The following is a 14,034-nucleotide window of genomic DNA, read 5'->3' on the forward strand; positions in this document are numbered from 1 at the left end:
CGTTTTACCAGATCTCAGACTCTACAGCCGCACGCTCAATGCCAAGACCTTTCATATAGCGATCCATAAATGCGTTGAATCCTTTCACACCTTCAGCTTCCGGCGCAAGTGTGCTGCCTTCGTTTCCTTTGAAGACATTCTCATCCAGGAAGTCTGCAAGGTCTTCACCATCTTTTTTGTTGATCAGATAGGAAGCCAGAAGTGCGATTCCCCAGGCTCCGCCTTCTCCTGCTGTAGACATTACGGATACCGGTGCATCTACCGCATCTGCAAGGATCTGCTGGCCGACACCCTTTGTCTTAAAGAGGCCGCCGTGGCCCAGAAGCTTATCAATCTTTACATGCTCCTGATTCAGAAGGATATCCAGACCTACACGCATGGCGCCGAGGCAGGTGTAAAGATTATTTCGCATAAAGTTTGCCAGTGTAAATTTGCTCTCAGAAGAACGTACAAACAGTGGACGTCCCTCTTCAAAGCCGGTCATATGCTCGCCGGAGAAATAGCAGTAGGAAAGAAGTCCGCCACAGTCCGGGTCGCCTTCCATGGCTTTGTTATAAAGAGTTCCGAACAGTTTGTTCATATCTACTTCCATGCCCATAGCTTCTGCAAATTCCTTAAACACATTTACCCATGCGTTCAGATCCGAAGTACAGTTGTTGGAATGTGCCATGGCAACCGGATCTCCTGCCGGAGTGGTGACCATGTCGATCTCTTTATACGGCTTGGAAAGAGCCTTTTCCAGAACGATCATGGCAAATACAGATGTTCCCGCGGAAACATTTCCGGTACGCCGGCGGACACTGTTTGTGGCAACCATACCGGTTCCTGCGTCTCCCTCAGGCGGACACATCGGGATTCCAGCTTTCAGCTTTCCACTTACATCCAGAAGCTTTGCGCCTTCCTCAGTAAGAACTCCTGCATCCTGACCTGCCACCAGAGCTTTCGGCATAATATCGCGAAGCTTCCATGGGAAACCATAAGGCGCAACCAGTTCATCGAACTTCTGAACCATCTCCTCGTTATAGTCCTTCGTTTCACTGTCGATCGGGAACATACCTGCCGCATCACCGATACCAAGGACTCTTTTTCCGGTGAGTTTCCAGTGCACATAGGCTTCCAGAGTGGTGATATAATCGATATCTTTTACATGCTCCTCACCGTTAAGGATCGCCTGATACAGGTGTGCGATGCTCCATCTCTGAGGGATATTGTAATGGAAAAGCTCTGCCAGCTTCTCAGAGGCTTCTCCTGTGATGTTGTTTCTCCAGGTACGGAACGGGACCATCAGCTCTCCCTCTTTATTAAACGGCATATAGCCATGCATCATGGCACTGACACCAAACGCACCTACGCTTGTAAGCTCCACTCCATATTTTTTCTGAACATCTTCTGCCATATCCTGGTAACTGCCCTGGAGACCTTTCCAAATCTCCTCCAGGCTGTATGTCCAGATACCATCCACATACTGGTTCTCCCATTCATAGGCTCCGGATGCGATGGGCTGGTTCTTATCGTCCACCAGAACTGCCTTGATCCTTGTGGAACCAAACTCAATACCAAGAGCCGTGCGATTCTCAAGAATTGCTGTTTTTGTCTCATTTAATCCCATTGTAAAAAACCTCCCGTATTATTTGCTGAAATACATGCTGTTCCATCTCAGCTCATTCTGCAGATTCCGGATCGTTGTATCGCCATCAATATAAACCGCTTCAATCCCCATAGCTGCTGCCCAGTCACCCATCTGCTCTGCAGTAAGGTCATAGGTAAATGCAGTGTGATGTGCGCCGCCGGCAAGGATCCATGCTTCTGCTGCTGTGGAAAGATCCGGCTTCGGTGTCCAGAATGCAGTACCTACCGGAAGTGCAGGCATCGGCTTCTCTGTTTTCTTACACTCAACCTCATTGATCAGCAGACGGAAACGGTCTCCAAGATCAACCAGGGATGTTGCGATTCCAGGACCTGTCTTAGAAGTAAATACCAGTCTTGCAGGATCTTCACGATCTCCCATGGAAAGCGGGCATACACGCATGCTGACCTTGCCATCAGCAACAGATGGGCAAACCTCCAGCATATGTGCCTCAAGGATTCCCTCTTTACCAGGTACCAGGTTATAAGTGTAATCCTCCATAAAAGATGTACCCTTGGCGTCCTTTTTGCCGGCTGCCATGATCTTCATCAGACGGACCATAGCTGCTGTTTTCCAGTCGCCCTCGCCACCGAAGCCGTAGCCTTTTTCCATCAGTCGCTGGATCGCAAGTCCCGGAAGCTGTTTCAGGGCGCCCAGATCACCGAAGTGTGTTACGATAGCCTGATAGTTTTTCTCCTCAAGGAAACGCTCAAAACCGATCTCGATCCCTGCCTGGACTGCTACATGCTTCTTAAATTCCTCAGGGTCACGTCCATCCAGAATCATGTCATATTTATTATAATATTCTTCTACCAGAACATCAATATCTCCCTGGCTTACGTCCTGTACATATTCTGCGATCTCGTTAACCGGATAAGCATCGATCTCCCATCCGAATTTCATCTGAGCCTCAACCTTATCGCCCTCTGTTACAGCTACGTTTCTCATATTGTCGGCTACACGGCATACACGGATATGGCTGCTCTCCATGATACCAACTGCAGTACGCATCCAGGATGCCAGACGCTCCTGGACCTTTTTGTCTGCCCAGTGTCCTGCAATGACTTTTCTCTCGATTCCCATGCGGGTTACCATATGGCCAAACTCACGGCCGCCGTGTGCGGACTGGTTCTCATTCATAAAGTCCATATCAATGGTGTCATAGGGGATTTCCACATTGAACTGTGTATGAAGATGGCACAGCGGTTTGCGATACTCTTTAAGGCCAAGGATCCAGGATTTTGCCGGGGAAAATGTGTGCATCCACGCGATCACGCCGGCACAGTTTTCATCTGCATTGGCATCATTAAAGGTTTTACGGATCAGCTCATTTGTGATCAGCGTTGGTTTCCATACAACCTCAAACGGAAGTACACCGGATTTATTCAGTTCCTCTACGATGATCTTTGAATGCTCGGCTACCTTGCGGAGACATTCATCTCCGTAAAGATCCTGTGAACCTGTGCAAAACCAGAATTTGTAATCTCTTCCTGTTTTCATGTGAAAATTCCTCCTTGAAATATAAAATTATATAATATGCATAACATTCCTGAAAATCTGTAACACATTTCTGTTTCCAACATGTGTCCAGCCTTCTGAAATGTTATAAAGTTCTCTGTAAAATATGTCATGTTTCATTATCTGATAAGTGATTATCTCTCTGCCCTCATGCATTTGTGTTCATATTCCTGTCTTCACACTGCTGCCCCGTACGATCAGCTCCGGCCGGATCAGCCGTTCCACCTTACTCTCTTCGTCCGGCACGCCACTTAATTTTTCCAGGAGAAGCTTTGCTGCCATCTCACCCAGTTTTTCCTGGGGATGGGTGATAGTAGTGATTCCCTGCCCCTGTCTTGCGTACAGCGAATTGTCATAACCGGTCACCGCAACATCCTCCGGGATCTTTTTGCCCTGACGTTCCAGTTCTTCCATGACCTGGACAGCGATCTGGTCGTTGTAGCACACGATCCCATCCGGAAAGCTGTTCTGTCGGACCATGTTCCGGACCATAAGAGCCGGCTTTTTTCGCCGGTCCTCGGTGTGAAACCAGACCACCTTATCCGGATCATAGGCAATTTCATGCTCCTGCAAAGCCTTCACATAGCCCTTATGCCGTTCGATTCCCTGACGGTCATCTGCCTTGAAAAATCCCGCGATGTTGCGCCTGCCGGAGTCCAGGAGATGTTTTGTCACAAGATAACCGCCTCCTGCGTCATCCATGAGGATGTGGGGCTTTTCCTGCATCTCCGTATACAGTCCCTGGATAAAAATATAGGGGATCTGATACTTGTCCAGTGTTTCGTACAGGCTTACATGTCTGCACAACAACTCACTTTTGCTGGGTTCGATGATCAGTCCGTCAATTCCCTTGCTGATCAGCTCTTCCAGGAATCTTGCCTCCTTCTGGCGGCTGTTTCCTGTATTTTTCAGGATGATACTGTACCCGTTATCGGACAGCACCTCATCGATTCCCTGGATCAGCCTTGGAAAAATATAATCCGAGATATATGTAGTCACCACTGCGATGTTTCCGGTCCCGTGAATCTGACGGAGCACATCCGCACAGAAGGTTCCTTTTCCCTGAAAGGATTCTATGTATCCATCTCCTGCCAGGATCCCCAGAGCCTTTCGCACCGTATGCCTGCTCAGCCCATAGCGTACACTGAGCTGGTTTTCAGAGGGAAGCTTCTCACCCGGACGGATCTTTCCGGAAAGAATGTCTGTTTTCATTTCTTCCATCAGTGCATAATATTTTGCTTTTCCGTTTTCTGCCATAAGCTCCTCCCTTCGTTTGTATTTTGATCTGTATTTATCCTGTTCGTTTCATCTGTAATTATTTTATAACTTGTATATACATGCGAACAAGTTGTTTTTATTATTTATCAAAAGTTCCATATAAAGAAAGGCCGGAACACCCTCCCCATTCTGGTGTTCCGGCCTTTATATGCCGCCTTGCATATTTATTTCAAAGTTTTTGCTGCCTTCCGATCATTTCCTGCCTTAGCGGTACATCTTCATATAATCCCCATGTGCCTCGATCAGCTCATCACACATTGCCTGGATGTCTTTGATGTTCAACTCTGCACCTGTGTGCGGGTCCATCATGGCTGCCTGATAGATTTTCTGGCGGTCTTTGGTCACTGCTGCCTCAATAGCAAGGAGCTGCGGGCTGACATTGGATGAATTCATAGCTGCCAGCTGTGTAGGAAGCTTGCCCACTTTTACCGGATGTACACCGGTTCCGTCGATATAGCATGGAACCTCTACGCAAGCATCCGACGGAAGGTTATCGATATAACCGTTGTTAAGAACATTTCCACCGATCTTGTACGGTGTGTTTGTAACAACAGCCTCCATGATATAAGAAGCATACTCTTTACTTCTCTCATGGCCGATCTTGCCATCCTTGAGGATATCCTCGCGCTCTTTTTCCCAGCCCTCGATCTGTTTGATACATCTTCTCGGATATTCGTCAAGCGGAATATTGAACTCCTCGATCATCTCCGGATATTTGGATTTAATGAAGAACGGATTATACTCTGCATTGTGCTCACTGGACTCTGTGCAGTAGTATCCAAGATGACGGATGTACTCGTAACGTACCATATCCTCATGCTTCTCGTCGGAGGTATTCTTCTCCTCGGCGATTCTGCGGATCTCCGGGTACAGGTCGTTTCCGTCTTTGTCATGGATCTCAAGAAGCCATGCCATGTGGTTGATACCTGCGATCAGCTCGGTACGTCCCTCAAGCTTGTCTTCCATTCCCATTCCCTCAAGAAGTTTCTGGGAGCAGACCTGAACGCTGTGGCAGAGACCTACGGTGCGGATCTTTGTGAAACGCTGCATATAGCCGGTGAGCATTGCCATAGGGTTGGAGTAGTTCAGGAACAGAGTGTTCGGGCAGACCTCTTCCATATCCCGTGCGAACTCTTCCAGAACCGGAATGGTACGAAGTGCACGCATGATACCACCAATTCCCAGGGTATCTGCGATAGTCTGTTTGATGCCGTATTTCTTCGGGATTTCAAAGTCTGTTACTGTACATGGCTCATAGCCGCCTACCTGAATGGCATTGACTACGAAGTCTGCATCACGAAGTGCATCTTTACGGTTCTCAGCACCGAGATATGTTTTGATCACTGCGCGGTCCTCATTTACGTTGTGGTTGATGGCACTTAAGATAATCCTGGAATCCTCCAGTCTCTTCTCGTCGATATCATAAAGTGCGATCTCGCTCTCGCGAAGTGCCGGTGTGCACATACAGTCGCCAAGTACATTTCTTGCGAAAACCGTGCTTCCAGCTCCCATGAATGTAATTTTAATCATGTTCGTTTCCTCCTGCTTTCTTTGTTGGATCTCTTATCCGGAATTGTTATATTTTTCTTTAAAATTCCTGATTTTCTGCTATTTCTGCGGTGCAGTCCCGCTTCGTTTTCTTTGTGATCTTATCATACTACCAGAAACTTGTTTAAAATATGTACTTTGATGCTAATAATTGTTGTTTTGTTGCATGAGATACCTGGAAGTAATTTTCTATAACATTTCTTATGACATAAAAAACTCTCTGCCCGATACCAGAATTTTATATATTCTGGCACAGACAGAGAGTTTTTTTCTTCGTGAAATATATCACAGAATCAGTCCTCAGATTCCGTATAATCCCCTTTTTTCCCCTTCACTACAAGTTTTCTCTTTTCTTCCTTGTATTCTCTCGGACTTCTTCCTGTTCTTGCCTTGAATACCTTGGAAAAAGCCAGCGGATCTCCATACCCTACTTTTGCAGCTACTTCACTGACCTGAATATCTCCGTTTTTCAGAAGAGTCTTTGCCTTCTCGATGCGAAGATTCATAAGATATTCCTGCGGCGAGCATCCGAGGCTTTTTTTAAACGAGCTGGTAAGATAGCTCCGGTTGACACCAATGCGGTCTGCCAGCTCATTGATCTTCAGACGCTTGTCAAAGTTGGCTGCAATGTAATCCACTGCCTGCTCCACATAAACGGAATTGGGATATCTGTGGGATGGAAGAAGCTTGCCTTCTCTCAGACATGCATCCCGGTTATCTGTGATCAGGTCAGAAAAAAGAAGCAGCAGAAGTCCGTTCCGTTTCAGCTCATTTTCAAAAACGAGCTTGTTGGTCTGGACCATTGCATCAATATATTTTGCAGCATTTTCCATACAGTGGATCCTTCGGACCGGATTTTCCCGGCTGAAGCCGCTTACATGGATCACTTCCTCCGCAGTCATTCCCTCAAATCCTACCCAGCGATATGTCCAGGGATTGTCCATGTCTGCCTCATACCAGGCCTCCACACTGGATGGGATCAGAAATGCTTCTCCACCTGTCAGATGATACTGATGGCCATCCATCTCAAAAACTCCGCTTCCGGATTCCACGATATGAAGTACATGAGAGATCCTGTTATTTGGTCCAAATCGATGTCCCGGATCGCATTTTTCCCATCCACAATAAGTAAGACAGAGATCCACCGCACCTTTCTTTAAATTCTCCAGACATTTAAAGCTGTCCGAGCTTGTAAAACCAACTGTATGAAGCAACTTGTCACCTCCCTGATGTCATATATTATGTTTCTGCCTGTGAGCTGCTTCGCCACCCAATAACAGGCCGCCATATCCGGCGGCCTGTTATTTTTCTGGTCAGGCGGATGTTTTTCTGCAGACAGTTTTTATTCTATCATTTACAGAAATCAGCCCTCTGCTTCAATTGTATACAATACAGAATGGAAATCACCGTTTGTCTTATTGCAGTAGTCACGATCAACCGGGATTCCTGCATACATCAGCTCATTTCCGTAAGCTTTCAGGCACTTATCTTCCCATTTTACTTTGTAAAGCTGATCCTCGTCAAGACCCTTGAAGCGCAGACGCATCCAGGAAGCATTGACCTTGTTCAGTCTTTCATAGTATCCGGCAACTGCCTGCTTTTTGTCTCTGGAAACAACCATCCATGCAGTATCATTTCCTTCGAACGGGCTTAAGATACGGTAGAAATCACCCTCCACCTGGATCAGGTCACGATGTTCCTTCATGAATTCCACCTGTGCCTTTACCTCTTCGATCTCTTTGGCACTTAAAAGGTTCAGATCCAGCTCATAGCCAAAGGTTCCGAAATATGCCACATTTGCTCTTGTGGAAAGCGGTGTGGTACGGTGCAGCTGATGATTCGGTACTGCTGATACATGAGATCCCATGCTGACGATGGGGTAAACGAAGGAAGTACCATACTGGATCTTTTCTCTCTCAGCAGCATCGGTATCATCACTGGTCCATGTCTGTGGTGCAAAATACAGCATTCCCGGATCAAATCTTGCTCCGCCGCTTGCGCAGGATTCAAAGAGGATGTCAGGGAATCTCTCTGTCAGTCTTGTATACAGCTCATATACACCAAGGATATATTTATGCATAGTCTTGCCCTGATCTGCTGCAGATGCGCCGCGGCTGAAAGGCTCGGACATGTAGCGGTTCATATCCCATTTAATGTAGGAAATGGAAGATTCCTCGATAACCTTGGAGATGGAATCATAAATAAAATCCACAACCTCAGATCTGGAAAAATCAAGAACGTGCTGATGTCTTGAGTGGGACTCAAAACGGTCCGGTGCTCCGATGAGCCAGTCCGGATGTGCTCTGTAGCAGTCGCTGTTCTTGTTTACCATCTCAAGCTCTACCCAGAGGCCAAATTTCAGGCCCATCTCCTCGATCTTGCGGGAAAGTCCGGAAATTCCGTTTGGAAGCTTATTCTTATTTACGAACCAGTCGCCAAGGCCCTGGTAATCATCGTTTCTGGTTCCAAACCATCCGTCATCCAGAACGAAAAGCTCTACCCCAACCTCTTTGGCTTTTTTTGCAATATTGAGGATTTTTTCCTCATCAAAATCAAAATAGGTTGCCTCCCAGTTATTAAGAAGGATCGGGCGTGCATGATTTCTCCATTTTCCGCGCATCAGGCGGTCACGGTACAGTCTGTGGTAAGCCTGGCTCATTCCATTTAAGCCCTTGTCGCTATATACCATAACAACCTCCGGAGCCTGGAATTCCTCATCTTTGGAAAGTTCCCAGGAAAATCCCTGTGGATTGATTCCCATCATAACTCGTGTCATCTCGTAGGTGGAAACCTCGACCTGTGCAAGGAAGTTGCCGCTGTACACAAAGCTGAAGCCGAAAACCTCGCCTGTATCTTCTGTTGTATGAGGACGCTTCAGCGCGATAAACGGATTCTGCTCAGAGCTGGAGCCGGTTCCTGCAAGACTCTGTACAGCCTGTGTACCCATCTCAAGTTTGCGTGTTTTTACATAGCGCTCACGTGCCCACGCACCGGAAAGATGGATCATCTCATAATCCATATCCGGGAACTCCACTGCTGCACTCATCACGTTCTCAAGACGGATCTTCTGATCCCCTTTCTGAACAAGGCGTGCACTTCTGGTGACCACCGGGTAATCCTCATATACGGAATATGTAAGAACAAGGTCTGTGTCCATCACAGAATCATGAAGTGTAATGTCCAGAGATGTTGCCTCTTCCTCGTTCTCTGTGTAGGTTGCCGGAAGACCGGCAAGCTTCTTCTTGCCGCCGTAAATCTCATGAGAAACATATTTGAAATCTACGATCTCGCTTCCGTTCTCCTGACGAACAGTAAGGGCAGGATTTCTGTAATCACCGGTTCCGTAAACAGGATACTCCTGTTTGGTATACTGCATGGAAAGAAGTCCCGGTTCCGGAACGCATACAGCCATCAGGGAACGCATGATCTCCTCGTGAAGATAACTGAAATCCTCTTTATCGCGGATAGCTTTTCCATAGTACAGATTCTCCATCTGGCCATTTTCCATGATACAGGTGATGTAGCTTAAATGTTTGTTATAAATGTGGAATGTCTTTGATCCCTCGTGAAATTTGATCGGCATAATTTTCTCCTTTTTTCGTTTACTGCGGATAAAAATATCCGCCTCTTTCCTTAAGAATCATCAAATAACTGTGCATTTTGGCATTTGCTTCGATAAAAATACCGCTGACAATCTCAATAACCAAATCCTCAGTTATATACATTGTCAGCGGTCTTATATTACCTTATGTAATATTTCTGATTACAGTTTTCCACCGCTGGTAGCAATACCTTCGATAAACTGTTTCTGGAAGATCATGTAGAGCACGATCATCGGAATGCAGGCGATCAGAGATGCAGCCATCAATTCCGGGAATTTGGATACGTACTGGCCCTGCATCTTTGCAAGTGCGGAAGAAAGTACCAGCATATCCTTATCTGTATTAACGATCATCGGCCACATCAGGTCTTTGAATGCAAATACAGCTGTGAAAATTCCAAGTGCAACCATACTGGATCTTGTAAGTGGTGCCATGATGTAAAGGAAGGTCTGCCCGATGTTACATCCGTCAAGTCTGGCAGCCTCCTCCAGATCCTTCGGAAGTCCCATATATCCCTGTCTCAGAAGGAAGGTACCGAACGCTGTGACCATACCTGGGAATACAAGGGCAAAGATCGTATTCAACATACCCATCTTGCTGACCATCAGGTACTGCGGGATGATGAAAATCTGTACCGGAACCATCATCTGGAACAGTACAAGACTGAAGCAGAGATCACGGCCCTTGAAGTTCAGTCGTCCAAATGCATAGCCTGCCATAGTTGCTGTAAGAACCGCACACACTACTCGGAAGAAGATCAGAAGCAGTGTATTCTTGTACAGAAGCAGGAAGTTCATGTTATTGATAACAGAAATAAATGCGTCTTTTCTCCATATTTTCGGGAAAATGGTGAAAGGATCTACAGATGTTGCTTCCGTTACAGTTTTAAAAGCTGTCAGGATCATCCAGATAAATGGCACAAGCATCGTTATGGACACAATGATCAGTATGACATGTATTAAAATAGTGGTTAATTTCTTTTTTGTTTCCATACTATCCATGGTTAATCCCCCTTTTTAGTTGTAGAATACCCATTTCTTCTGACCGATCATCTGGAATACTGTCAGGATCATGGTGATAATAAGAAGTACTACTACGATCGTAGCGCCGTATCCCATGTTCTTATTGATAAATGCATATTTATAGAACAGATAAACCAGTGACTGAGTCTTGGTAAGTGCCGGGTTTGACTTGTCAATAACCATATAGATCAGGTCGAATACCTGCAGGGATCCAATTACACGGGTAACAAGTACAAAGAAAATAGTTGGCGACAGAAGCGGAATCGTAATGCTGAAGAATGCATTCACACCTGTAGCTCCGTCAATCTCTGCCGCTTCATAATAATCTCTCGGAATTTCCTGAAGTCCTGCCAGAAAAAGAACCATATTGTAACCGATGATAGACCATACACCGATGATCGCAACGGAAAATACTGCAATTTTCGGATCAGAAACCCAGTTTACATGAACATGGAAAACGTTATTGATAAGACCATAATCAGAGTTGAACAGCCATCTCCATACCATGGCTACCGCTGCCGGAGCTGCTACCATCGGAAGGAAGATGATGGTTCTGTAAACAGAACGGCCCTTCATCTTTCTGTTAAGAAGTACTGCAAGAACAAGTGCGATGACAATGGAAAAAGGAACCTCCACGATCGCATATTTGAATGTGTTGATCAGTGCCTGCCAGATCTCTTTATCTGCAAAAACCTTCTGATAGTTCTGTAAACCGATAAAGATATTTCCTTTACCAAAATCTCCTGTTTTGAAAAAGCTCTGGTAAATAGTCTGGAAGATCGGAATGATGTTCAATACGATCAATCCGATGGTTGTTGGGAGAATAAACAGCCAGCCCCAGAGGAACTCACTGCGCTCTCTCTTTGTCCGTGCCTGTGACTTGGTAGTTTTAGCCATAAGAATCACTCCTTCTATTCCTTCTATGTATGAGGCCGCTGCACCTGAGTGCGGCGGCCCCTCTCATTACTGCACTTAATTATCGGTGTTTCTTAATGCTTACTCCTCAGCCAGCTTCTCGTTCATCTGATCAGCCATCTGCTTGCAAGCCTCTTCCATTGTGATGTCGCCTGTGTATACGCCCTTAAGGATCTCGTTGTCCTCGTTCTCCCATGTTACAGTAGATTTGGAGTATGGACGGATCTCCATGTCATCCATCATGTTCAGATAAGCCTGAAGGTTGAAGTCTGCGGATTTAGCCCATGCATCAGATGTATCTTTGTATGCACTCATTGTAACACCAAGCTCAGCCTGTTTCTCCTGAGCCTCTTTGGATCCGAGGTACTCGATCAGCTGCCAAGCTTCGTCTGTGTGCTCACCGGAAGCAGATGCTGCCCATCCAAGTCCGTTATATGAGGAAGCTCTTCTGCCCGTCTCAGCGTTTTTAGGAAGCTCTACACAATCACAGTTAGCTGCTGTGTACTCGTTCTCTTTAAATGCTGCAAGCATCCAGGAGCCCTGGCATGTCATAGCGATCTTGCCAGCCTCGAAAAGTACGTCCTCGTTGTTCTCGGACATTGTCTCAAGAGACGGGATCACGCCATCCTTGATCCATCCTTCCAGTGTCTGCATAGCTGCGATCGTCTTCTCATCATCCCAGCCGGATTTTGTCTTGTCATCGCTGATGATGTATCCGCCGTTATCATAGATCAGGTTGTAGTATCCGGCCTGGTTGTTATCATTTCTCATTCCGAGACCGTACTGGGAACCATCATCCTTAGTAAGCTTCTTAGCTGCCTCTGTAACATCATCCCATGTCCAGTCAGCTGTCGGATAATCAAGTCCTGCCTCGTCAAATAATGTCTTGTTGTACCAGAGAGCGATTGTATCTATATCCTTCGGTACTGCATAATATTTATCATCGTATGTATACAGTCCCCAGATATCCTCCGGATAGTTCTCCGGATCGATCAGATCGCTGTCTTTGATCTTATCGGTCAGATCAAGAAGCATATCGTTGGACATGTATCTCTGACTCTCGTTGGAGTGCATCCAGAATACGTCCGGAAGGGAACCACCCTGTGCACCGGCCTCGAGCATTGTCCAGTACTCATCCCATTTAACAACGGAGATCTCTGTCTTGATTCCTGTCTTCTCTGTGAAGTCTGCGAGAATTTCTTTGATTCCCGGCTCCTGGTTGGTGTCCCAGATGGATACGGAAAGTGTAACATCGTCACCTTTTGCATATACCGGAACTGCTGTCATTACCATGGCACCTGCTAACAATAATGCTGCTACTCTTTTGAAATTCATAACTTCTTCCTCCTTTTAAATCTTTCTTATTTTCCCTCTTTCTTTTGGTCAGTTTTTATATTTTTTCACGTCCCTGACCGTTGATATTATTATAATTGCACATGGAAAAATGATAAATGGATTATTGTCATTTCAATATGGAAAAATGTTACTTTTTATTCATTTTATCCATTTTTTGTTCACACTTTGTTAATTATCCGTCATTTTTCCAGTTTCTTTTACGTTTTTTTATATACCCTCACAATTTTTACTATTTTTGAGTATGTTTTGGCGCTCATTTATCCCCTTGTAGCAAAACCAACATTTTTACATATGTATTTTTGTATGTTTTTACTAACTCAAAACATGTATAAATGTCATTTGCCGAATAATCTGTTTTTCCGTTCCTAACACAATTCCATGCACGCTATCATTTCCACATGTGCACGCAAAATTCCATATTTTTTTATACAGTCCTATAAACCGTTCTGTATCCTGCGTTTTTCCTGCCGAAAAATTTCCCGGCTGTACTGTTTTTCTCACCGTCAGATGTGTATTGACGATCCGTATTCGCTGCGAAGCATATTGCTGTTCATTCTGTGACCGGCAATACGCTTCGTGATGCACAAGATACTTATCTGCGTTCCCTCTCTTTACACACAGTCAAAAACTGTGCTAAGATTAGCTGGATCGGACTTTACACCTATAGTCTGTTTTTCATTTCTATATTTCTATATAAGGAGGTTATTAACAGTTAAATATAAATTATAAAATCATATAAGTACATGTTTGGTTTTATAAGATATTAGAGTAGAATATTATTGAAAGGAGTTGATGCTTTGAGTAAATATTATTCTATACATGAATTTTCAAAAATTATAGGCGTATCCGCCCAGACATTACGAAATTGGGATGCCAATGGAAAACTTCATCCGCATCATACTACAGTAAGCGGCTATAGATATTATTCTGACGAGCAACTCAACCAGGTAATAAATGTAAAGCCTAAAAATCGCATTACAATTGGATATTGTCGCGTTTCCAGCCATAAACAGAAAGATGATCTGGAACGACAGATTGATAATACTGAAAAATCCGAACAGCAGGAACTTGTTGAAGATCTGGTTCAGATGATCGCAGTATTCAGTTGCAAATTACAAGGAAAACGAGCGAATAAAGCTAAGAAACTTATCCGGGAACTGATACAGGA

At 45.2% G+C, this 14,034-nt stretch carries 10 protein-coding genes; 1 reads left to right on the forward strand and 9 read right to left on the reverse strand.

Going from position 1 to position 14,034, the window contains the following annotated elements:
- Positions 1–4 precede the first annotated feature (4 nt).
- The 9 genes from EAI83_RS03165 to EAI83_RS03205 all read right to left on the reverse strand — a co-directional run bounded on the left by EAI83_RS03165 (position 5) and on the right by EAI83_RS03205 (position 12,845).
- The gene (locus EAI83_RS03165) at positions 5–1,609 is read right to left on the reverse strand and encodes a xylulokinase (RefSeq protein WP_129974598.1); all 1,605 of its coding nucleotides are present in this window, start codon (positions 1,607–1,609) and stop codon (positions 5–7) included.
- Positions 1,610–1,627: 18 nt separating this feature from the next.
- Positions 1,628–3,127 (reverse strand): L-arabinose isomerase, encoded by a 1,500-nt coding sequence (gene araA, locus EAI83_RS03170; RefSeq protein ID WP_021976651.1) that lies wholly within the window; start codon positions 3,125–3,127, stop codon positions 1,628–1,630.
- A 180-nt stretch (positions 3,128–3,307) separates the two neighbouring features.
- Positions 3,308–4,402: a GntR family transcriptional regulator gene (locus EAI83_RS03175; protein WP_129974599.1), complete on the reverse strand. Its 1,095-nt coding sequence runs from the start codon at positions 4,400–4,402 to the stop codon at positions 3,308–3,310.
- Between the two features lie 225 nt (positions 4,403–4,627).
- Entirely contained in the window at positions 4,628–5,953 is a 1,326-nt protein-coding gene (locus tag EAI83_RS03180) for an alpha-glucosidase/alpha-galactosidase (RefSeq protein WP_129974600.1), read from the reverse strand.
- Positions 5,954–6,264: 311 nt separating this feature from the next.
- Positions 6,265–7,185 carry an AraC family transcriptional regulator gene (locus EAI83_RS03185; RefSeq protein WP_021976649.1) on the reverse strand — a complete coding sequence of 307 codons (921 nt, stop codon included), beginning with the start codon at positions 7,183–7,185 and terminating at the stop codon, positions 6,265–6,267.
- A gap of 149 nt (positions 7,186–7,334) precedes the next feature.
- On the reverse strand, positions 7,335–9,554 hold the full coding sequence (locus EAI83_RS03190) for an alpha-galactosidase (RefSeq protein WP_129974601.1): 2,220 nt from the start codon (positions 9,552–9,554) through the stop codon (positions 7,335–7,337).
- A gap of 180 nt (positions 9,555–9,734) precedes the next feature.
- On the reverse strand, positions 9,735–10,574 hold the full coding sequence (locus EAI83_RS03195) for a carbohydrate ABC transporter permease (RefSeq protein WP_129974602.1): 840 nt from the start codon (positions 10,572–10,574) through the stop codon (positions 9,735–9,737).
- A 15-nt stretch (positions 10,575–10,589) separates the two neighbouring features.
- Positions 10,590–11,492 (reverse strand): carbohydrate ABC transporter permease, encoded by a 903-nt coding sequence (locus EAI83_RS03200; RefSeq protein WP_015526053.1) that lies wholly within the window; start codon positions 11,490–11,492, stop codon positions 10,590–10,592.
- A gap of 99 nt (positions 11,493–11,591) precedes the next feature.
- Positions 11,592–12,845, reverse strand: coding sequence for an ABC transporter substrate-binding protein (locus EAI83_RS03205; RefSeq protein WP_021650446.1), 1,254 nt, complete (start codon positions 12,843–12,845; stop codon positions 11,592–11,594).
- 818 nt (positions 12,846–13,663) lie between these two features.
- Here EAI83_RS03205 and EAI83_RS03210 point away from each other — a divergent pair.
- A partial coding sequence (locus tag EAI83_RS03210) for a MerR family transcriptional regulator (RefSeq protein ID WP_129974603.1) occupies positions 13,664–14,034 on the forward strand: 371 nt, incomplete at its 3' end.

The sequence above is a fragment of the Blautia sp. aa_0143 genome, assembly GCF_004167315.1.
Taxonomy (GTDB): Bacteria; Bacillota; Clostridia; order Lachnospirales; family Lachnospiraceae; genus Blautia_A; species Blautia_A fusiformis.

Coding starts and splice junctions, on each gene's coding strand:
- EAI83_RS03165 (WP_129974598.1), bottom strand. CDS start 1,609: ATGGGATTAAATGAGACAAAAACAGCAATTCTTGAGAATCGCACGGCT.
- EAI83_RS03175 (WP_129974599.1), bottom strand. CDS start 4,402: ATGGCAGAAAACGGAAAAGCAAAATATTATGCACTGATGGAAGAAATG.
- araA (WP_021976651.1), bottom strand. CDS start 3,127: ATGAAAACAGGAAGAGATTACAAATTCTGGTTTTGCACAGGTTCACAG.
- EAI83_RS03200 (WP_015526053.1), bottom strand. CDS start 11,492: ATGGCTAAAACTACCAAGTCACAGGCACGGACAAAGAGAGAGCGCAGT.
- EAI83_RS03190 (WP_129974601.1), bottom strand. CDS start 9,554: ATGCCGATCAAATTTCACGAGGGATCAAAGACATTCCACATTTATAAC.
- EAI83_RS03195 (WP_129974602.1), bottom strand. CDS start 10,574: ATGGATAGTATGGAAACAAAAAAGAAATTAACCACTATTTTAATACAT.
- EAI83_RS03205 (WP_021650446.1), bottom strand. CDS start 12,845: ATGAATTTCAAAAGAGTAGCAGCATTATTGTTAGCAGGTGCCATGGTA.
- EAI83_RS03180 (WP_129974600.1), bottom strand. CDS start 5,953: ATGATTAAAATTACATTCATGGGAGCTGGAAGCACGGTTTTCGCAAGA.